We start from the raw sequence: 21284 nt of genomic DNA on the forward strand, positions 1-21284 counted from the left end.
ATTATGCTACGTTTTTCTCTCAGTTTATGGCTCTGTTTGATCGGTACTTCCCTTCCTCTCCTAGCACAAACAGAAACTCCTGTACCCAATCCCCTCGAAACTCCCCTAAAAAGTCCTTTATTACCCGCAATCGATCGCCCTTTAACTCCCTTGGAGCGTCGTCAACTGTTATTATACATCGATCAACGCGATGCCGAAGCTCAAGCTAAATACGATGCGGGATTAAATGAAGAAGCTTTTCCTATCTGGTATGAAGTGATTAAATTAAATCGTTATTTAGGAGCCAAAGAAGAAGTAAAATCTTTGGGAAAAGTGGGGTTAGCAGCTTGGAATCGAGATCGAACCGAGGATGTTAAATTAATTACTGCTCGTTTAAAAACTGTGCAACAAACCGCAGAAACTAACCAGACAATGGACGGGGAATTATTAGCATTACTAGGTACATCCTATCAACAGGTACGAGCATTTAATGAGGCGATAATCATCTATGATAAAATCCTAGCTAATGCCAGACAATCTGGAGATAATGTGGCAGTAGAAGCCACTTTAAATCAACTTGGTCAAATTCATTTATCTCGTTTTGATTATCAAAAAGCTGCCCCAGTTTACGAAGAATTATTAACTATTTCTAAGGCGCAGAATAATTCTTTAACTCAAGGAATTTATCTGCAAAGACTAGCAGAAATTTATCGAGAATCTTTGCAACCAGCTAACGCAGTAAAAATTAAAGAAGAAATAGCTGAAACCGAGATCAGAAATCAGCAAATACAGTTAATTCCCGATCTAAAAATTCAAATTGGTTTAGATTATCAAGCTTTAAAAGATGCCAATAAAGCCAGCCAAAACTTTCAAGAAGCCTATTCTCTCGCTTTTGCTTTACAACAGTACGGCACCGCAGGAGAAGCTTTAAATAAGTTAGCCGAACTCTATAAAAGTTATCAACAGGTGGATTATGCTTTACAAATCTATCAAGAATTAATTAAAGTCCATGAATTGGGTTATAATTACTACGGTTTAATGAACACCTACGATCAAATCGGTCAAATTTATCTAGAGAGAAAAAATTATCCCCAAGCTTTACTAGCTTTCCAAAAAGGTGCGGAATTAGCCCAAGCTATCCGTTATCGTGAACAATATTTTCAAACCCAAATTACCCAAATTAATCAAGCGATAAATAATCCTGAACAGTAAGTAACTTGAAACCGTCAGCCATCAGCTAGATAGAAGTAATATTCACCAGAAAAATCGCTGATTAATGACAAAACAAAAACCTGATAACTGATAACTGATAACTGATAAATGGAAAATTCCTATTCTGAATTAACCGAAGACTTGCTGAAATTGCTGCAACGCTTGCCGCAGTCGAAAGATAGTAAATGGATTCAAAGATCTCTGGAAGCAATAGTCAGAATTGCCGGGGAGGAAATCGATCGCCTCGATTGGAAAATTTTAACCTATGCGATCGAAGATCTAGAAAAGGGATTTCAGGTATTTTACCCCTACCGTCACATTCGTAAACTGACCATTTTTGGCTCGGCACGCATCAAACCCGAGAGCAGTGAATATCGTCTCGCAGTAGAGTTTGCACGTCGTATCAGTCAATACGGTTTTATGGTGTTAACCGGCGCTGGTGGCGGTATCATGCAAGCGGGGAACGAAGGCGCCGGACGGGAAAATTCCTTCGGATTAAATATTCAGCTACCCTTTGAACAGGGGGCTAATCCCTATATCATAAATGATGCCAAATTAATCGACTTTAAATATTTCTTTACCAGAAAACTATTTTTTCTGCGGGAAAGTGACGCAGTAGCTTTATTCCCCGGTGGTTTCGGCACCCAAGATGAAGCCTTCGAGACGCTTACCCTCTGTCAAACCGGTAAATACGGACCTGCACCCCTAGTATTAATTGATGAGCCTGATGGGGACTACTGGCAAACTTGGCAAGCACAAATTAGTGAAAATCTGCAAAAAAGAGGACTGATATCCGCCGAAGATCGGAATTTTTATACTATTACCAACGATCTCGACCACGCTTGTCAAACAATTCGCCACTTCTATCGGGTGTATCACTCCAGCCGTTTTGTGGGAGAATCCTTTGTTATTCGCCTTAATCACGAACTAAGCGGGGAACAGATCGAACAAATTAACCAAAACTTCGGCGATATCGTAGTTAAGGGCAAAATCGCACCTAGTCAAATTCTAGAACGAGAGAATCGGGATTCCAGCCACCATTTACCCCGTCTAGTTTTTTACTTCAACGGCAAGAGTTACGGACGCTTGTATCAATTAATAGATCACATCAACGATTTAAGTCCTGTAGTTGCCCTTGAAGAGCATCCCGAGAAAAAATAAACCCTAGGCTAGAGTTTCCGGACAGTATCCTAAACCCTTAGTAAATTGTTGCCGAAAAGCCTCTATATCTTGCTGATCCGGGGTACCATGGGACACGATCGCCACTTGGTAACGACGCATGACATCAATGGGAGATTGTCCCGTTTCCAAACTCCAAAAAACCATCTGGAGACGCATTTCCGGTTGATAGGGAATCCCTAACTCATTCATGTAGGCGCGAAAATCCCCGTGTTGGCAAGGAGTAAGCATTTGATTAAACTTTACCTTGACCACCCAACCGTTAATCTGATGAATGACCGTCATGACGGAGGAGGGTAGATGAGTCATCGATCGCAGATATTCGGTGACTCGTAGCGTTAAACTAGCGTTAGCAAGAAAATAGAGATAGTCCATATGTGGCCGCTGGGATGTTGGCTAACAGTCACGATTAGTGTTATATCTCTAGTCTGACGATAAACTGTTCCAGATACCAAGGGGAGAAATCCCCGATTTAGTGAAGTTCGCCTGGGTAGAATTACCCAACTTTTGCGAAGATCTTTATGATGATAACGACGATGATCCCTGACCAATCACTCTCCAGCTACGATTATCACCTTCCTCCGGAGTTAATTGCCCAAAATCCCGCAGAACCCCGAGACAGTTCCCGTCTTTTGGTGGTAGATTCTCCCAATAGTCATAATTTGGCTATTTTTCGGGATTTACCCACTTGGTTAGAGCCGGGGGATTTGTTGGTTCTCAACGATACCCGCGTGATTCCGGCCCGTTTATTTGGTCGTAAAACCACCGGCGCACCCATAGAAATATTACTATTGGAAGAACAAGATGACCATCGTTGGTTATCCCTAGTGAAACCAGGAAAACGCTTTAAAGTCGGTTCAGAAGTCCTTTTTTATCCGAAAACAGGGCGAACGGAAGACAAAGAAAAATTATGGTTAGCGAAAGTAATCGATCGAGATCTGAACACCAGTGGTCGTCTGCTGGAATTTCAACGTCATCCCGGACGCAGTTTTTGGGATATGTTGGAGGAGTACGGTCATATTCCTTTCCCCCCCTACGTCACCGAATCGGAGGCGGAAGAAGACCGTTATCAAACAGTTTACGCTGATAAACAGGGTTCTGTGGCCGCTCCCACGGCCGGATTACATTTTACTCCCGAATTATTCCATAAGCTCGCCCAGAAGGGTATAGATACCACCTATATCACCCTTCATGTGGGAGTGGGAACCTTTCGTCCCGTGGAGGTGGAAAATATTACAGAACACCTAATGCACCGGGAATTTTTAGAGATTTCCGCCGAAACTGCCGAAAAAATTGCCCAAACAAAGGCTAGAGGTGGCCGGGTTATCGCCGTAGGAACCACGGTAGCTCGCGCCTTGGAAGGGGCAATTAAAGAAACTAAGAGCGATAAATTAACCGCTTTTCAGGGAAAAACCAATTTATTTGTCTATCCGGGTTATCAATGGCGAGTTATCGACGGCATGATCACTAATTTTCACCTACCCAAGTCCAGTTTGATGATGTTAGTCAGTGCCTTAGTCGGACGGGAAAGACTACTGGCATTGTATCAAGCAGCTATCCAAGAGCGTTTCCGTTTCTATTCCTTCGGTGACGCTATGTTAATCCTACCCAGCGCTTGCAGCAGTAATCAGTAAGTAGGGTTTGCGGCAAAATTACATCCACACCCCAGAAAGAAGGAGGGCTAGAACTGCGGAAAGGGCAACAGGAAGAAGGTAAAAATATGTGTAAGCGGCCCGCGCATCTAAATTGGTCTAGGTCGATTATCGAACCACCTGTAGCCTGTTGTCTATCCTAACCAAGAAATGAAAAGAAAAGATATTAAAATTGGTCGCCGCTATTCTGGCAAACCCCTGCAAATATTTTTAATTATTGCCTTCATCGTCGCCGCTCCCTTTGCTATTTTTTATCTTATTGCCTTGGCCTATCTCTGGCAAGGCGATCAACTTTTGGCCGCGGGGGAGAAGGAATCGGCTCTGTCTGCTTACCGAACAGTTTTATCTTTTGACGAAAATTCAGTCCAAGCCCATATAAAAATCGCTCAGGTCTTGCAAAGTCAAAAACGCTATTCTGAAGCCTTAGAAGCCTATGATCGTGGCTTTATCGTTAATGATAAACCACCGATGGAACCCTCCCAAAGTAATTATTTAGTGGCTTTGGGGGATATCTTCGCGCAGGAGGAAAAATGGTCAGAGGCGATCGATGCTTACCGAAAAGCAATTATCATTAAACCAACTTTTAAAGCGCAATTTCAGCTAGGAAAAGCCCTCTATAGTTTACAACGTTGGGATGAGGCGGCGAAAGCTCTGCAAGCAGCGGTTTTTCTCGATCCTACTCAGGGAAAGGCCTATTTTTATCTGGGAAAGGCCTACAGTGAACAGCAACTCTGGCCAGAGGCCAGTTATGCCTATCAGCAAGCTCTAGAATTGATACCTAATCAGGGTGAAACCTACAAAAAATTAGGAGAAACCCTAGCAAAACAGGGAAAATGGCAGGAAGCAGAGCAAATATATCGACAGGCTTTAATTTACGCTCCTAAAGATGGGGATATTTATAATTATCTCGGCAAAGCTTTAGCGGAACAGGGAAAAATAGGGGAAGCGATGGCACTTTTTCAACAGGCGCGGCAAATTAGCCCCAAAAATGCCAATATTTACGAAAATCTTTGTTATACCTATATCGATAGTGGTCAGATCGATCAGGGTCTAAATTGGTGTCGGCAGGCCGTAGAAATTGATCCCAATTTATCAGAAGTTAGATTTATTTTACAGGAAATCCAACGGGGGCGATTAATTCACGATAATCCCGAATTATTAAAAATGCCAGAGATAATTCCCAGTGTTAAGAGTGATCCTCTGGTGAATTTAAAACGCTCAATTGTTAAAATTATCGTGCGCGGCAAAAATAACAATAGTATCGGCACTGGTTGGTTATTAAAACGAGATAAAGATAGAGCTTGGATCGTGACTAACCGCCATGTTGTGACGAATTCTCGTCAAGAAATCGATGCAGGATCCCGCATTTTTGTGGAATATTATAGCCAACCACCCCAGGGAAAAATTCGCAAGCGTTCAAAAGCTAAAATTATCCACACTACCCCCTCTGACGACTGGCTCGATTTAGCAGTCTTAGAGGTAAAAAATCCCCCCCCAGATTTAAAACCTTTAGCTTTAGCACCCCTACCAATTGGCCCTAATCAACCAGTAATCTCGATCGGTAATCCTTTTAATCAAAAAGATTGGACTGTCAGCAAAGGTACGGTTAATGATAATGATGAAAAATCCTTAAGTTTATCCATGTTTGTCGTTTCTGGACAGTCGGGAAGTCCAGTTTTAAACGATAAAAATCAAGTGGTGGGAGTGATTTCCCAAGCGAGTTTATTTTGTGATAATCCTTCAACTCCTAAACCCCTAGAAAATGCCGTTAGATTGGGCTGCGGTTTAGCGATTCCCATTGATAGAGTGCGAGAAAGGTTAAGAGAGTGGGGAACTTTTTCAGTTATCAGTAATCAGTTATCAGTAATCAGTGGATAGTAGTTAGTAGTTAGTAGTTAGTGGATAGTGGATAGTGGATAGTAGTTAGTGGATAGTGGATAGTGGATAGTAGTTAGTGGATAGTGGATAGTGATCGATCACTGTTTACTGGTCACTGGTCACTAATAACTAATAACTGATAACTAATAACTGATAACTGATAACTGATAACTGATAACTGGTCACTGATAACTAATAACTGATAACTGATAACTGATAACTGATAACTGGTCACTGATAACTGGTCACTGATAACTGATAACTGCTATGCTACTCTAGGCAGAAAACCATTCGATCGAGAACACCGTGGCTAACCAAGAAGCAACTTCCCCCGCTATTCGTACCCCCTTATACGAGCTAATTGCCCAACAAACCAGCAAATTTACCCCTTTTGCGGGTTGGGAGATGCCGATACAGTTTAGCGGCCTAAAAATCGAACATAATGCTGTCCGCAACGGTGTCGGGATGTTTGACATCTCCCACATGGGCAAATTTATCTTAACTGGAGATAATCTGGTTCAATCTCTCCAAACCCTAGTTCCCTCTAATTTAGCCCGTTTAAGGGCAGGAAAAGCGCAATATAGCGTTTTACTTAACCCAGAAGGTGGCATAATCGATGATATTATCTTTTACTACCAAAGCGAAAGCCAGGGCGTATTAATTGTTAATGCCTCAACCACCGATAAAGATCGAGAATGGATTTTAGGCAATTTAGAGGGTTCGGGGGTCAAATTAAAGGATTTATCGCGAGAAAGGGTCTTAATTGCCCTGCAAGGACCCAAGGCAGCCACAATTTTACAGCCCTTGATCGGGGAAAAATTAAGCGATTTTGGCCTATTTAATCACTGGGAAAGCCAGCTTTTCGGGGAAAAAGTTTTTATCGCTAGGACCGGTTACACGGGAGAAGATGGTTTTGAAATTATGGCCACCCCTGAAATCGGGCAGCAACTTTGGACAGAATTCTTAAATTTAGGGGTGACTCCCTGCGGTTTAGGGTCCCGGGATACCCTGCGTTTAGAGGCAGCTTTAGCCCTTTATGGACAGGATATCGACGATAGCACGAGTCCCCTAGAGGCTGGCTTAAATTGGTTGGTTCATCTGCCAGAAAAAGGCGATTTTATCGGTCGTGATGTCCTGGAAGACCAAAAACTTAATGGTGTCAATCGGCTCTTGGTGGGATTGCAGATGTCCGGCAAACATATCGCCCGTCACGATTATCCGGTAGTATTCGCCGGGGAAGTGGTGGGTAAAGTCACCAGTGGCACTTTATCACCAACTTTAAACACAGCGATCGCTTTAGCCTATCTTCCCACACCTTTCGCCTCGATCGGACAGGCGATCGAAGTGGAAATCCGCGGCAGCACCTACCCCGCTACCGTAGTCAAAAAACCCTTTTACAAAAGTAAAAAGTAGGGTGCGTTAGCGCAGCGTAACGCACCAACTTAACGCACCGAGAAAAAAGGATCAATAATTTGGTGGGTTACGGCGAACACAAAATCAATACTAAACTGTAGCAGTTACCGTCGCCTAACCCACCCTACAGCTGAATCCTGAAAATGCAATCCCTAGACTTTACCACCCTCAGCGCCACTTGTGCCGAAATTGCCGCCACTTGGCTACCAGCCAGACTAGAACAAGTGTATCAAATTGATCGCCAAACGATCGCCCTCTATTTACGAACCTTCGATCGCAAGGGATGGTTAATTATTTCTTGGCATCCCCAAGGAGCGCGGCTGCATATTGGCGCTCCACCGCCGAAAGTCCCTGATACCTTCACTTTTAGCGATCAATTGCGTCATCAACTCAATGGTTTTGCGCTGACAAAATTAGCATTTGTTGCCCCGTGGGAAAGAGTCATCGATCTGCAATTTGCCCAACGTCCCGATGATCCGGCCCTGTGGCATTTGTATATAGAAATTATGGGCAAATATAGCAATGTCATTTTAACTGCGGCTGACAATCAAATTGTCACCGTTGCCCATCAAGTCAATGCCACCCAGTCTAGTGTTCGCACCGTACAAACGGGACAAATCTATCAACTACCCCCCGTTTTATTGGCAACAGACCCCAGTTTAGAAGAATCCTTGAGCAGTTGGCAAGCGAGAGTTAGTTTAATCCCTAAAACTATCGAAAAACAGTTAGTTAGTACCTATCGTGGGGTTAGTCCAGTCATCGCTCGATCACTCTTGCAAAAAGCCAAGATTAACCCGAAATTAAACACGGATCAGTTAGATAATAATGATTGGGAAAAGCTCTTTTCAGCTTGGCAAGAATGGTTAACAATCCTTGAAAATAAAACCTTTCAACCGGGATGGACAAGCGAAGGTTATACAGTGATCGGTGGGGAAATGCTGGCAGCGGCTAAAAATGTCCAAGAATTATTAAACCTTTATTATAGCGACCAAATTAATCAAGAAAGCTTTCGACAACTACAGCAAAAATTAAGCCAAAAAATCACCTCTTTACTGACTAAACTGCAAACCAAAGCGGCGGGATTTCAAACAAGACTAGCAGAATCTGCTCATGCTGATCGCTATAAAGATCAGGGGGATTTATTAATGGCCCATCTGCAACAAATACAGCAGGGAATGACTAGCATTAGTTTGGCGGATTTCGAGACAGGAAAACCTGTAATTATTCCTCTCGATCCCGAAAGAAATCCCGTGCAGAATGCCCAATATTTTTATAAACAACATCAGAAATTAAAAAGAGCGCGGTTAGCGGTGGAACCTTTATTAGAAGAAGTGGTCAGTGAAATTAATTATCTCGAACAAGTGCGATCGAGTTTAAGTCAACTAGAAAATTATAGCAGCAGCGAAGATTTACAGACCTTAGACGAGATACAAGAAGAATTAATCCAACAGAAGTATCTAGAAAGCAATTACCAGCGTAATCGGGCGAATAATAAAGAATCCGAACCCATGCGCTTTATTACTCCCTCTGGAATAGAATTATGGATTGGCAGAAATAACCGTCAAAATGATCGGCTAACTTTTCGTAGTGCCAGCGATTACGATATCTGGTTTCATAGTCAAGAAATCGCCGGTAGTCACGTTTTGCTCCGTTTAAGCCCCGGTACAGTTCCAGAAGCCGCAGATCTGCAATTTGCCGCCGATTACGCCGCTTATTATAGCCGCGCTCGCCATAGTGAACAGGTTCCCGTCGTCTATACCCGTCCCAAATACGTCTATAAACCCAAAGGCGCCAAGCCCGGTATGGTGGTTTACAAACAGGAAACGGTAATCTGGGGCTGTCCTCAGAGGGTTGAGGATTACCGCAAAAAATAATTTTTTACCAAATTGTTTACTTTTTTTTACACAAAATGGGTATTGTCTGTTACAATTGTTACTAGAGAGACAAATGCAGTTCAGGCGCTTGGGAACGCAAGAACTATATTTCCTCAGATTACAACAACAAACAAAAGCAAACCAGTGGTAGCAGCCGATAGTCTGGTGAAAGACACAAAAAACCGACTATTTAGGTGGTATTGAAGCAACCACTGGTATTTTATATTTATTAACCAGATTTAGTATGAACAGTAAACAGTAATCAGTCAACTGATAACTCACATCTGATAACTGATTCAAGGCTGTCTCCTGTTTCCTGACTTAGCCCTTCAGCAATAAATCGCCAATTTCCGACTGACAATGACCAATTAAACGATTAATCGCTGTTTTTCCTTGTTTACCTTGATAATCTGAGCGATCGCTTTCAGTAATTCCGTAGGGACGACCGATCGCCACCTTGACACGATGATAAAATACAACAGGATGCCAACCATCTTGATCGAATAAAGGTTCTGTGCTATCTAATAAGCGCAGCAAACGCACGGGAAAAGGACTAATAGCAGTTTCCGACTCGGAGAGAATAGCCACAGGTAAGACCGATAGATTCTCCACGGGACAACGCAGAGCTAAATGGGCAAATCCGCTTTGAAAACGGCTAATTTGACGAGGAGGAGTCAAATTTAACATCGGCGATCCACCTTCCGGAAATAAACCGATCCATCGTCCAGACTGTAAAAAATCCGTTGCTTGCCGAAAAAAAGTCCGGTGGCGTTTTTCCGGGGTATCAAAGGGAAAACAGCCCAATTCTCCGATTAATTCCCGCAAAAGCGGCGTTTTTCCCATGTAGTGATGACAGGCGATCGGGAGAGTTTTGCCCAAAGCTTGAATTAAAATCGGCGCATCTAAAAAGCTACGATGGTTACTTACCACGATCGCCACTCCTTGGCTGGGTAGATTTTCTTGACCGACGGTAAACAGACTCGTGCGTGTGGTATCAAGAATTAAACGAGAGGTAGATAGGGGGGTAAGCAGCGTCATGGAGAAAAAAAATCGGCCTTAAGATTGTTTTTATTGACTTAGACCACAATTAAAGGATAAAAGGGAATTAGAGGATCATAAAATATGGACATTATGTCCCAATCATCTACGGATCAGCCTTGCGGCGGCCTCGTCTATTTAAGAAAATAAATTTCATGAATGATTTGAATGAGCGAAAAACATTTGCTTTGACAACACCTCTTTATTATGTCAACGATATCCCTCACATCGGTAGTGCTTACACGACGATCGTAGCGGATGTTATGGCACGATGGAAGCGGTTACAGGGCAATTCTGTTCTCCTAATTACAGGAACCGACGAACACGGACAGAAAATCGAACGAACCGCAGCAGCCAAAGGACTCAATCCCCAGGAACACTGCGATCGCATTGCCACCAGTTTTGCCAATCTCTGGGCAAAGCTACATATCCAGTATGATCGCTTTAGTCGTACCACTGCCCCCCGTCATCAGGCAATTGTTAACGAATTTTTTGAAAGAGTCTGGGAAAAAGGCGATATCTATCTTGATCGCCAACAGGGTTGGTATTGCGTCGCCTGTGAAGAATTTAAGGAAAAAAGAGAACTGTTAGATAATGGCTGTTGTCCCATTCATACTAACCTGGCCGCCGAATGGCGCGACGAGGAAAACTATTTTTTCCGTCTCTCTAAATACCAAGCACAACTAGAACAATTTTACCAAGAGCAGCTCGATTTTATTCAACCAGAAAGCCGACGTAATGAGGTTCTCAACTTCGTCAACCAAGGACTACAGGATTTCTCTATTTCTAGGGTTAATGTGGCTTGGGGGTTTCCCATTCCCCACAATGGTCAGCATACCATCTACGTCTGGTTTGATGCCCTTCTTGGCTATGTTACCGCCCTTCTCGACCCCGAAGACGAACCCACCCTAGAAAATGCCTTGGCCAAATGGTGGCCGATCGATCTGCATCTGATCGGTAAAGATATATTAAGATTCCATGCCATTTATTGGCCGGCTATGCTCATGTCGGCCGGTTTACCCTTGCCTAAAAGAGTGTTCGGCCACGGCTTTTTGACCAAAGACGGGCGGAAAATGGGCAAAAGTCTCGGTAATACCCTCGATCCCTTCGATTTGGTTGCTCGCTATGGGGCCGATGCCGTCCGTTACTATTTCGTTAAAGAGATTGAATTAGGACAGGATGGCGATTTTCAGGAAACCAGATTTGTTAATATTCTTAACGCGGATTTAGCCAACGATTTAGGCAACCTCCTCAATCGCACCCTAGGCATGGTCAAAAAATACTGCCAAAATATCCCCCCCCAGTTGACTGGCGTAGATATCCCCAACGACAATCATCTTAAGAATATGGGGACTAATCTAGGGGTTATTGTTGAACAGAAGTATGATGCGCTACAATTTAATCAAGCCTGTGAAGAAATATTGGCGTTAATTCGCGCTAGTAACAAGTTTATCGATGAGAGTGCGCCCTGGAGTTTATTTAAACAGAAACAACAAGCAGCGTTAGAACAAGTCCTCTACGCGGTTTTGGAATCAGTAAGACTCTCTGCCTACCTACTCTCACCGATAATACCGACCTTGAGCAGTAAAATTTATCAACAACTAGGTTTTGTTATTGATTTTAATACTTTCAGGTCGGAGGATGGAGAAAACTCCCCTGATAGTGTCTCTTTTTCCCAACACTGTCAATGGGGATTACCCACAAATCCACAACTAGGAACACCTGAACCGATCTTTTCTAAACTAGAACTGCCGTTAAACGATTCCTAAAGGAATTTTTTAATAACTCTATTTTTTAAGGTCTGTTGTCCTTTGGGATACAACTGGCAAACACCCAACACTAAACTTTTAACAAACGAGGAAAAATAAAATGTTTGATGATTATGACACAGCCCCAGTCTTCACCCCCGAACAAGTGCTAGAAAATCGCGGTCGTGTGGCGATTTTCATCGATGGTTCTAATTTATTTTATGCGGCTCTGCAATTAGGTATCGAAATTGACTACACCAAACTACTTTGTCGTTTAACTGCTGGTTCTCGTCTCTTGCGGGCCTTCTTTTATACTGGAGTTGATCGCACTAACGAAAAACAGCAGGGATTTCTCCTCTGGATGCGTCGCAACGGTTATCGAGTCATCGCTAAAGATCTAGTACAATTGCCCGATGGTTCCAAAAAAGCCAATCTCGACGTGGAAATCGCCGTGGATTTAATGGCCCTAGTGGGTTCCTATGATACCGCAGTTATTGTCAGTGGTGATGGGGATTTAGCCTATGCTGCCGATTCCGTCAGTTACCGTGGTGCGCGAGTGGAAGTGGTTAGTTTGCGATCGATGACCAGTGATAGTTTAATTAATGTAGCCGATCGCTATGTTGATCTAGATCAAATTAAAGAAGAAATTCAAAAAACTAGCAAACATCACGTTAGTTATAATAATTTCCCCGTCAGCGTCTTAGACCAAGATCGTAGCAGTCGCTAGACAAATTCAGCAAAAATCAAGTTTAAGGTGGGTAATTCCCACCTTTTTCAGTTATCAGTGACCAGTTATCAGTGACCACTCCCCATCCGCTGCCTCCTCAATTAAGCGATACTACTGCGTTTTCTCGCTTCCTTATAAGATGTTCCCACATCCTGTAAACCGACTTTAATCATCTGTTGTTCCAAAAGGGCAAAAAAACGCAAGCGATCGCCACCTTTAATCACCGCTAAATTGTGCGCTTCCGCTAAGGCGATCGGATAACCATAACCTTTTAACACCTGGGCCAGTAAAATACTCAAAGAGCGATCGAGTAATTCTCCCTCCTCCACCACCCAAGCAGGAACCTCTACCCTAGCGATTTCCGTCCCCACATGGAGATAACAGAAGTAAATGCGATGTTCATCCCCATAAAGATCGAGTATCTTCAAAGAACTGCGCCAAAAAGGACTTCTTTGCCCCGGTTCCAATAAATAACCCCAAAGAGAAGCATCCCGGAGAGGATCGACAACGCGACAAGGGGTTTTTTCTGGGTCTAAATCACCGCAATTGATCAAGCAATTGGGAGTATCATGGGGACAAGATTGTAAACGCAGGAAATTTAAGCTTTCCGTGCTACGAGAAGCACTAATATAACCCATAAGCGGGATTCTAGCTGATTTTAAATCGTCCCAAGACTGAAAAATCGGCGGCAAAATTAAATCTTTTGCTTCCGGGGGGAGACTATCGATAAACCAATAGATCAAAGAACCATCCACGAGGGCTAAATTTGGTTCATAATGGGCGCCGGGGGGTTTTACCCAACGAGTAGCCATTTCTGCTAACATTTGGCTTTCTAATACCGTCCGACGATAACTCATCCACTCATCGACGCGAATACCCCACTGTTTAGAAATGTACAGGTCTTCTGATTTGTAATAGACTTCGGGAATGCTATCGAGGAGCGGGTGCAAATTTTGGCCATAGTGCAACATGATCCTACCGATATTAATTAGATAACAGTAGGCGATTTCGTGGTGAGAAGGGGCAATTTGGGAACCATCCGTGGCAAAAACGCTATGACTTTCGGGAGCGGGAAGGATAGTAACGCGGGTGTCGAGAGGTTCGATCGGTAGCGCTACGGAGAAAATTAGGCGATCGTGCCAGTTATGATAGAGTTCTAGCAGTTTTTCCTGTTGCTGTTGAGCCTGTTCTAAAAGAATTTTAGCCCGTTGCACTCGCTCGCGACTAGCTGTCACTTCCTGTTGAAAATGTTGACTGATCCCTGGCATTTTTGCCGCTAATTTCGCAAGATCGAGCATAGCTATCTTTTACCTGACTTTTTTTGATTTTATCGCAATTTTGTCAGTTATTGCCAAATTTATCCATAATATCTGCGGTTGCGTCCTTTCCTATCACAGCCATCAAGATTTGGCTATCTAGCCAAAAAGACAATCTCTAACCTCTAAACCGGAGAAAAGCACAATCCCCGACTTGACAACAAGAGCAACAATTTGGTATAATGACCTTTTGTCAACGATTTGACCTTCGGTAATAGGAGTTCAGAGTAACCTTAGATACAGCCCTATCATGCCCACCATTCAGCAATTAATACGCGACGAAAGATTCAAAGCGAAAAGAAAAACCAAATCTCCCGCCCTCAAACAATGCCCCCAACGTCGGGGAGTTTGCACAAGAGTATATACCACCACACCGAAAAAACCCAACTCAGCCCTACGGAAAGTGGCTAGGGTACGTTTGACCTCTGGATTTGAGGTGACAGCCTACATCCCGGGCATCGGTCATAACCTGCAAGAACACTCGGTCGTCCTCATTCGGGGCGGTCGGGTCAAAGATCTACCCGGAGTCAGATATCACATCATTCGCGGCACCCTCGATGCCACTGGGGTGAAAAACCGTCAACAGGCGCGCTCCAAGTACGGAACCAAACGCCCCAAACCCGCCGCTAAATAAACAGGGAATTGATTAACCAAAAAAATACTCCCACCGAGTCGGTCAAAGTTAACCCAAGAGACTGAAAACTCGCAGGAGAGGGTTTGAGATGGGCTGTAATCATCCGACTGTCAAGCAAAAGTTAAAGTTAACCTAGAAAATTCAGGAATATTCCGATGTCTCGCCGTAAAAACGTCAAAAAACGTCCTATTCCCCCCGATCCCGTTTACAATAGCTGTTTAGTCAGCATGACTATCCGCCGGATCATGCGATCAGGCAAAAAATCCCTAGCCGCTAACATCGTTTACGATGCCCTGAAAACCGTCGGCGAACGTACCGGTCAAGAACCCCTAGAAGTATTTGAAAAAGCCGTTAAAAACGCCACTCCCCTGGTGGAAGTGAAAGCCCGCCGGGTCGGTGGAGCCACCTATCAAGTCCCGATGGAAGTGCGCAGCAACCGTGGTAGCACATTGGCACTACGTTGGTTAGTCCATTATGCCAGAACCAGAGGCGGCAAAACCATGGCAGGTAAACTAGCTAACGAGATCATGGATGCGGCCAACGAAACCGGCGGCACGATCAAAAAACGGGAAGAAACCCACCGGATGGCAGAGGCAAACAAAGCCTTTGCCCACTATCGTTACTAAAAAGATACTTTAAAGATACTTTAAGGGCGGTGGACTACACTGCTGCCGCCAAAAAACTGTCAAGAAAAGTATAGAATTGTAAATAGTGTAAAAAATCCTAGAACAAAACCCCATCACTGGCAAGCAAAGCAAGGAGGTTGCTGTGGCACGGACTATCCCGCTAGAGAGAGTGCGAAACATCGGAATCGCCGCTCACATAGACGCGGGCAAAACAACGACAACAGAAAGAATCCTGTTCTACACGGGAGTCGCCCATAAACTGGGCGAAGTCCACGACGGAACGGCAATTACCGACTGGATGGAACAGGAACGGGAGCGAGGAATCACCATCACCGCCGCCGCCATCAGTACCAGTTGGCAAGATCATCGCATCAACATCATTGACACCCCCGGCCACGTCGATTTCACCATTGAAGTGGAACGTTCCATGCGGGTACTTGATGGAGTAGTGGCGGTTTTCTGCTCTGTTGGTGGTGTACAACCCCAATCGGAAACCGTCTGGAGACAAGCCGATCGGTACAAAGTACCCCGGATTGCCTTTATCAACAAAATGGACAGAACGGGAGCGAACTTCTTCAAAGTTTACGAACAATTAAGAGATCGCCTTAGAGCTAACGCCGTTCCCATCCAAATGCCGATCGGCGCAGAAAGCGAACTGAGCGGGATCATCGATCTCGTCAAGATGCGCGCCTATATATATAAGGACGATCTGGGCAAAGACATAGAAGAAACCGACATTCCCGAAGACTTATTGAAAAAGGCCGAAGAATTCCGCGTGCAGCTGGTGGAAGCTGTAGCGGAAGCGGATGAAGAACTCCTAGAAAAATATCTAGAAGGTGAAGAACTCACCGAAGCCGAAATCAAACGCGGTCTCAGGGAAGGGACAATCGCTGGTACAATTGTTCCCGTCCTCTGCGGCTCGGCTTTCAAAAACAAAGGGGTACAACTGCTCCTCGATGCCGTGGTAGATTACCTACCCTCACCCTCGGAAGTAGCCGCCGTTAAAGGGATTCTCCCCGATGGTAGCGAGGCAATCCGGGAAGCTAAGGACGATGCGCCCTTCTCGGCCCTGGCCTTCAAAATCATGGCAGATCCTTTCGGTCGTTTAACCTTCCTGCGGGTCTATTCCGGTGTACTAGCCAAAGGCAGCTACGCCTACAATTCCACCAAAGGAACCAAAGAACGGATCGCTCGCCTGATCGTCCTCAAATCCAACGAACGGATCGAAGTGGATGAACTGCGCGCCGGAGATCTAGGAGCGGCGATCGGACTGAAAAACACCATTACCGGGGATACCCTCTGTGATGAGAAAAACCCGATTATCCTAGAATCCCTCTTTATCCCCGAACCGGTTATCTCCGTGGCGGTGGAACCGAAAACCAAACAGGACATCGAGAAACTCAGCAAAGCCCTGCAAGCCCTCTCCGATGAGGATCCCACCTTCCGGGTCAAAGTTGATCCCGAAACCAATCAAACGGTAATCGCCGGGATGGGAGAACTGCACCTAGAGATCCTGGTTGATCGAATGCTGCGGGAATACAAAGTCGAAGCAACCGTGGGCGCTCCCCAAGTTGCCTATCGGGAAACCGTCCGCAAACCCGTGCGGGCCGAGGGTAAATTTATCCGTCAAAGTGGCGGTAAAGGACAGTACGGCCACGTCGTCATCGAACTGGAACCGGGTGAACCGGGTTCGGGCTTTGTCTTCGTCTCCAAAATTGTCGGTGGTGCTATCCCCAAAGAATACATCAACCCGTCAGAACAGGGGATGAAAGAAGCTTGCGAATCGGGGATCGTAGCGGGTTATCCTGTTATCGACCTGAAAGCAACCCTGGTAGATGGTTCTTTCCACGATGTGGATTCCTCCGAGATGGCCTTTAAGATTGCCGGTTCCATGGCAATCAAAGAAGCGGTGATGAAAGCTGGTCCCGTTCTCCTAGAACCGATGATGAAAGTCGAAGTGGAAGTACCCGAAGACTTCATCGGTAACGTCATCGGTGATCTTAACTCCCGTCGGGGACAAATCGAAGGTCAAGAAACCGAGACTGGTATCGCCAAAGTCTCCGCTAAAGTTCCCCTAGCGGAAATGTTTGGTTACGCCACTGATATTCGCTCCAAAACCCAAGGACGGGGCATCTTCACCATGGAATTTAGCCATTACGAAGAAGTCCCCCGCAATGTGGCTGAGGCGATTATCACCAAAAGTAAAGGGAACGGTTAATCAGTGACCAGTGACCAGTGAGCAGTGGGAATAAACCGATCATTTAAATTCGATCGGTCAACCCTAATAACTGCTAACTTAAAACTGATCTCCGGTAACTGATTACTGTTCACCCACCTGAAGAAGAAAAAAAACAAAGGAACAGAAAGTAAATGGCACGCGACAAATTTGAACGGACGAAACCCCACGTTAACATCGGTACTATCGGTCACGTTGACCACGGCAAAACTACCCTCACCGCCGCTATTACTATGACCCTAGCAGCCCTGGGTAATGCCAAAGCTAAAAAATACGATGAAATCGATGCCGCTCCCGAAGAAAAGGCTCGCGGGATCACAATCAACACCGCTCACGTTGAGTACGAAACCGCCATTCGCCACTATGCACACGTGGACTGCCCTGGCCACGCCGACTATGTAAAAAACATGATCACTGGTGCGGCACAGATGGACGGTGGTATTCTCGTGGTCTCGGCCGCTGATGGCCCGATGCCCCAAACCCGGGAACATATCTTGCTGGCTCGTCAGGTGGGTGTACCTAACCTGGTGGTCTTCCTCAACAAAAAAGATATGGTGGACGATGAGGAATTACTAGAACTGGTAGAACTGGAAGTGCGCGAACTTCTCAGCAGTTACGACTTCCCCGGGGACGATATACCCATTATTGCCGGTTCTGCGAAAGAAGCCCTCGACTACATGACCAAAAATCCCAAGGCCCAAAAAGGCGAAAACGAGTGGGTAGATGCGATCTATGAATTAATGGACGCGGTGGATGGCTATATCCCCACCCCCGAACGGGCGATCGATAAACCCTTCCTGATGGCGGTAGAAGACGTATTCTCGATTACTGGTCGGGGGACAGTGGCTACCGGTCGGATCGAACGCGGTATTGTGAAAGTGGGTGATAACGTGGAATTGGTCGGGATCAGAGCAACTCGCCCCACCACCGTTACTGGGATCGAAATGTTCAAGAAAAGTCTCGACCAAGGGATGGCCGGTGACAACGCTGGTATCCTCCTGCGTGGTATCCAAAAAACCGACATCGAGCGCGGCATGGTGATCGCTAAACCGGGTACAATCAAACCCCACACCCAGTTTGAAGGTGAGGTGTATGTGTTAACTGCAGGAGAAGGTGGTCGTCACACTCCTTTCTTTAAAAACTATCGTCCTCAGTTTTATGTGCGGACAACCGACGTAACTGGCACTATCCAAGACTACACCGCCGACGATGGCAGCAGCGTAGAAATGGTCATGCCGGGAGACCGGATCAAAATGACCGTGGAACTGATCAACCCGATCGCGATTGAAGAGGGTATGCGCTTCGCTATTCGCGAAGGTGGTCGTACCATCGGTTCTGGCGTTATTTCCAAAATTATTAAGTAGGCTAATCTACTAATTAACGGGGCAGTTAATGACAAAAAACTGCTCCGTTACTGTCTTGATCTTGTACCTTGACAATTGCAATAGGTGAAATTATGGCTACGTTACAACAACAAAAAATTCGCATTCGTTTGAAAGCTTTTGACCGGCGCCTACTCGATACTTCCTGTGAGAAGATTGTCGATACTGCCAATAGAACTAACGCCACGGCGATCGGACCGATTCCCCTACCGACAAAAAGAAAGATTTATTGTGTCCTGCGTTCCCCTCACGTTGATAAGGACTCCCGTGAACATTTTGAAACCCGCACCCATCGCCGCATTATTGATATTTACCAACCCTCTTCTAAGACAATCGATGCTTTAATGAAATTAGATTTACCCGCAGGGGTTGATATTGAAGTTAAATTGTAAAAAATGCCAAAAAGATGTTATCGCTAACATCTTTTTTTCTTAGAGACTCTTTGTTATGGTGTTTCTCGTCTAGTTTTTGTGGACGAGAATCGCTATTAAATACCCCAGCAGCCCATCAAGGTGGCGGTTGCTCTTTAAATATTGATACTATTGGGGATGCGAGAGGGTTTCAGGAAAATATAAGGCGTAAATCGGGTTAAATTGCGCCGATCAATCTCATTTTCGATCGCCTTTAATTTAGCTTGGAAAACCGCCAAAATCGGGTAAGTGCGTTGATCTGGGAAAGCACTGCGGGATGGATAACCAAAACGGTTAAATTGAAAAGCTGTTAAAGTCTGCATAATTTCCAATTGATAAGCGGCCTGGGCCTGGGGCGGCAAAAGACGGAGAATATAATCTATATCCACCTCCTCAGCTGCTTTGGGAGGAGATTGATAACCCGCTAGGGGAATATTCGGGCAAAAGGCGAGATAATCGTATTGAGGATAATTAACCGCCGCGTGTTGTGGTCCGGCCACAAAAATTATCTGGGTGACAACTTCGACTAATTTGGCTAAAGTGTCTAATTGTCCGTCAGAAACTAATTTTTTGATGCCTCCACCTTCAGGTGACATCAATTTTCGCACCCAAGCTTGTAATTCTGTATCCTCGTTTACGTCCGCGTCGGAAGTATAGTAAAGACTTAGGTAATCTTTGACATAGGTTTCCGTTGCTTGCCAAAGTAAGAGAGCATCGTCTCGGTAGGGGTAATCTGGTAGTAGCGAGGTATCCTGGACTTGGCGCAATTCTAATTGCTTTGGTAGGGCATAATCGGCGAAATTATCTAATCTTTGACGATAGGAACTCTTAATTAGCTCGATCGATGCTTCTAGCGTCCCCGCTAATAGACGATCAACGAATCCGCCGGGGTTAATTAACTCGCTCTCGGCTAAACTATTAATGGCGAGGGTAAATTGAAAATGAGGTCTTAATAGAATCGCCAGAGGATGATTGAGTGCTAACTCGGTAGCTGTGGCTAAAACAAAAGCTTCCGCTACTAAATGGGTATGGCTGAGGTGACTAACTAATTCATGGTGATTTCCGTCGGCAATTTGCACGAAAATCTTCGCCATTAACCAATTAAGTCCGTCATCGGGGGTATAGATGCGCTGATTAGGTTGGGTAGGATCCTGATATAATTGAATGGCAACAGGTACTAATCCCCCTTGACCGCGTAAACCTCTAGCACGCCAACAGAAAAGGACAAGAGGTGCTGTCACAGTTTTCATCCCTCTTTGATAACTGCCTAAAGTTAGGTTGTTTAGGGGGGCATAATCTGCTAGAAATAAGTTACCCTTAGCGGCCTCCGAGGCAATGGTTTTATCAGGTCCCATGGCTTTTTGGAAGATAGCATCGCTGACGGGGAAATTATCCGGTAAGCTGCTAATCCCGCGAATTACCATGGGATTTGCTCCCGCTAATCTTTGGTAGGCAAAACCTGTGTTAGATTGCCAAGTTTTAATGCTTGTGGGTTTGGGAAGGATAGGAAAAAGTTCTTCGTAATCTTCTAATTTATCAAAGGGATCAAAGACATTTTCTATTCTCGTGGCTACGCCATTGGCAATTAAAGCACTGAAACCTTTACCCCGCATTACTTGATAGGAAATAGAAAAGTTTTCGTGGGTAGGTAAATCTTTGACGAGGGTGATACCATTAACGGAATCATAGATGTACACTTGTTTTTGTCGTCTTAATAGATCTTGTCTTTTGACTGGATCAGGATCATTTTTGGGTAGCGATGGTGTCAGCAAAATAACTCCTTGTCTAAAAAATTAGAACTTAAAAAGTTTAGTCTTTTTCATGGCACGAATAGGCTAGTCAAGTAAGGAATTACCTCTGAGAAAAGGGTCTTTTGAGGTAAATTACTGGCTAGATATAGTGCCATCTATTATATACAGTTATAACTGGGTTAGATTCCCGAAATATTGCCTCTGTTTGCAAAACTTAATAGATTAATTC

Annotated in this window: 17 protein-coding genes; 13 read left to right on the forward strand and 4 right to left on the reverse strand. The window is 44.7% G+C overall.

All coding sequences use genetic code 11. The features are described from left to right. Positions 1–3 precede the first annotated feature (3 nt). Complete coding sequence (locus tag IQ234_RS00785; protein ID WP_193955655.1) at positions 4–1191, forward strand: tetratricopeptide repeat protein; 1188 nt, start codon at positions 4–6, stop codon at positions 1189–1191. Positions 1192–1299: 108 nt separating this feature from the next. After that, a complete protein-coding gene (locus tag IQ234_RS00790) occupies positions 1300–2352 on the forward strand; it encodes an LOG family protein (protein ID WP_110578110.1) in 1053 nt (350 codons plus the stop codon). Positions 2353–2355: 3 nt separating this feature from the next. On the opposite strand, the gene IQ234_RS00795 is transcribed toward IQ234_RS00790, so the two are convergent. Next, the gene (locus IQ234_RS00795) at positions 2356–2745 is read right to left on the reverse strand and encodes a hypothetical protein (protein WP_002733765.1); all 390 of its coding nucleotides are present in this window, start codon (positions 2743–2745) and stop codon (positions 2356–2358) included. A 161-nt stretch (positions 2746–2906) separates the two neighbouring features. On the opposite strand from IQ234_RS00795, the gene queA reads away from it, so the two are divergent. From queA to IQ234_RS00815, 4 genes are all read left to right on the forward strand, one after another. Then, on the forward strand, positions 2907–4004 hold the full coding sequence (queA, locus tag IQ234_RS00800; protein WP_193955676.1) for a tRNA preQ1(34) S-adenosylmethionine ribosyltransferase-isomerase QueA: 1098 nt from the start codon (positions 2907–2909) through the stop codon (positions 4002–4004). A 168-nt stretch (positions 4005–4172) separates the two neighbouring features. Then, complete coding sequence (locus tag IQ234_RS00805; protein ID WP_193955656.1) at positions 4173–5900, forward strand: serine protease; 1728 nt, start codon at positions 4173–4175, stop codon at positions 5898–5900. A 306-nt stretch (positions 5901–6206) separates the two neighbouring features. Beyond that, entirely contained in the window at positions 6207–7313 is a 1107-nt protein-coding gene (gene gcvT / locus IQ234_RS00810) for a glycine cleavage system aminomethyltransferase GcvT (RefSeq protein WP_193955657.1), read from the forward strand. A gap of 143 nt (positions 7314–7456) precedes the next feature. Then, the gene (locus IQ234_RS00815; RefSeq protein ID WP_193955658.1) at positions 7457–9187 is read left to right on the forward strand and encodes an Rqc2 family fibronectin-binding protein; all 1731 of its coding nucleotides are present in this window, start codon (positions 7457–7459) and stop codon (positions 9185–9187) included. 321 nt (positions 9188–9508) lie between these two features. On the opposite strand, the gene IQ234_RS00820 is transcribed toward IQ234_RS00815, so the two are convergent. Then, positions 9509–10225 (reverse strand): lysophospholipid acyltransferase family protein, encoded by a 717-nt coding sequence (locus tag IQ234_RS00820; RefSeq protein ID WP_193955659.1) that lies wholly within the window; start codon positions 10223–10225, stop codon positions 9509–9511. A gap of 155 nt (positions 10226–10380) precedes the next feature. On the opposite strand from IQ234_RS00820, the gene metG reads away from it, so the two are divergent. Further along, positions 10381–11994: a methionine--tRNA ligase gene (gene metG / locus IQ234_RS00825; RefSeq protein WP_193955660.1), complete on the forward strand. Its 1614-nt coding sequence runs from the start codon at positions 10381–10383 to the stop codon at positions 11992–11994. 100 nt (positions 11995–12094) lie between these two features. Further along, entirely contained in the window at positions 12095–12700 is a 606-nt protein-coding gene (locus IQ234_RS00830; RefSeq protein WP_002743578.1) for an NYN domain-containing protein, read from the forward strand. A gap of 101 nt (positions 12701–12801) precedes the next feature. Here IQ234_RS00830 and IQ234_RS00835 read toward each other — a convergent pair whose 3' ends face one another. Beyond that, positions 12802–13998 (reverse strand): DNA double-strand break repair nuclease NurA, encoded by a 1197-nt coding sequence (locus IQ234_RS00835; protein WP_193955661.1) that lies wholly within the window; start codon positions 13996–13998, stop codon positions 12802–12804. 268 nt (positions 13999–14266) lie between these two features. Here IQ234_RS00835 and rpsL point away from each other — a divergent pair, with 268 nt between their 5' ends. The 5 genes from rpsL (at position 14267) to rpsJ (ending at position 19286) form a co-directional block, all read left to right on the forward strand. Beyond that, entirely contained in the window at positions 14267–14650 is a 384-nt protein-coding gene (gene rpsL, locus IQ234_RS00840) for a 30S ribosomal protein S12 (protein ID WP_193955662.1), read from the forward strand. Between the two features lie 155 nt (positions 14651–14805). Further along, a complete protein-coding gene (gene rpsG, locus IQ234_RS00845; protein WP_002758831.1) occupies positions 14806–15276 on the forward strand; it encodes a 30S ribosomal protein S7 in 471 nt (156 codons plus the stop codon). Between the two features lie 142 nt (positions 15277–15418). Continuing rightward, positions 15419–17494, forward strand: coding sequence for an elongation factor G (gene fusA / locus IQ234_RS00850; RefSeq protein ID WP_110578594.1), 2076 nt, complete (start codon positions 15419–15421; stop codon positions 17492–17494). Between the two features lie 152 nt (positions 17495–17646). Next, positions 17647–18876, forward strand: coding sequence for an elongation factor Tu (gene tuf, locus IQ234_RS00855; RefSeq protein ID WP_193955663.1), 1230 nt, complete (start codon positions 17647–17649; stop codon positions 18874–18876). 92 nt (positions 18877–18968) lie between these two features. Further along, positions 18969–19286 carry a 30S ribosomal protein S10 gene (rpsJ, locus tag IQ234_RS00860; RefSeq protein WP_002800099.1) on the forward strand — a complete coding sequence of 106 codons (318 nt, stop codon included), beginning with the start codon at positions 18969–18971 and terminating at the stop codon, positions 19284–19286. A gap of 134 nt (positions 19287–19420) precedes the next feature. Here rpsJ and IQ234_RS00865 read toward each other — a convergent pair whose 3' ends face one another. Further along, positions 19421–21076 (reverse strand): lipoxygenase family protein, encoded by a 1656-nt coding sequence (locus IQ234_RS00865; RefSeq protein WP_193955664.1) that lies wholly within the window; start codon positions 21074–21076, stop codon positions 19421–19423. Positions 21077–21284 lie beyond the last annotated feature (208 nt).

It is taken from the genome of Microcystis aeruginosa LEGE 91341 (assembly GCF_015206885.1).
Lineage (GTDB): Bacteria > Cyanobacteriota > Cyanobacteriia > Cyanobacteriales > Microcystaceae > Microcystis > Microcystis aeruginosa_H.

Excerpts from the sequence above, each read along its gene's own strand:
- IQ234_RS00795 (WP_002733765.1), bottom strand. The coding sequence starts at position 2,745 with ATGGACTATCTCTATTTTCTTGCTAACGCTAGTTTAACGCTACGAGTC.
- rpsG (WP_002758831.1), top strand. The coding sequence starts at position 14,806 with ATGTCTCGCCGTAAAAACGTCAAAAAACGTCCTATTCCCCCCGATCCC.
- metG (WP_193955660.1), top strand. The coding sequence starts at position 10,381 with ATGAATGATTTGAATGAGCGAAAAACATTTGCTTTGACAACACCTCTT.
- IQ234_RS00835 (WP_193955661.1), bottom strand. The coding sequence starts at position 13,998 with ATGCTCGATCTTGCGAAATTAGCGGCAAAAATGCCAGGGATCAGTCAA.
- IQ234_RS00785 (WP_193955655.1), top strand. The coding sequence starts at position 4 with ATGCTACGTTTTTCTCTCAGTTTATGGCTCTGTTTGATCGGTACTTCC.
- IQ234_RS00830 (WP_002743578.1), top strand. The coding sequence starts at position 12,095 with ATGTTTGATGATTATGACACAGCCCCAGTCTTCACCCCCGAACAAGTG.
- IQ234_RS00815 (WP_193955658.1), top strand. The coding sequence starts at position 7,457 with ATGCAATCCCTAGACTTTACCACCCTCAGCGCCACTTGTGCCGAAATT.
- tuf (WP_193955663.1), top strand. The coding sequence starts at position 17,647 with ATGGCACGCGACAAATTTGAACGGACGAAACCCCACGTTAACATCGGT.
- queA (WP_193955676.1), top strand. The coding sequence starts at position 2,907 with ATGATCCCTGACCAATCACTCTCCAGCTACGATTATCACCTTCCTCCG.
- rpsL (WP_193955662.1), top strand. The coding sequence starts at position 14,267 with ATGCCCACCATTCAGCAATTAATACGCGACGAAAGATTCAAAGCGAAA.
- IQ234_RS00820 (WP_193955659.1), bottom strand. The coding sequence starts at position 10,225 with ATGACGCTGCTTACCCCCCTATCTACCTCTCGTTTAATTCTTGATACC.
- IQ234_RS00790 (WP_110578110.1), top strand. The coding sequence starts at position 1,300 with ATGGAAAATTCCTATTCTGAATTAACCGAAGACTTGCTGAAATTGCTG.
- IQ234_RS00805 (WP_193955656.1), top strand. The coding sequence starts at position 4,173 with ATGAAAAGAAAAGATATTAAAATTGGTCGCCGCTATTCTGGCAAACCC.
- rpsJ (WP_002800099.1), top strand. The coding sequence starts at position 18,969 with ATGGCTACGTTACAACAACAAAAAATTCGCATTCGTTTGAAAGCTTTT.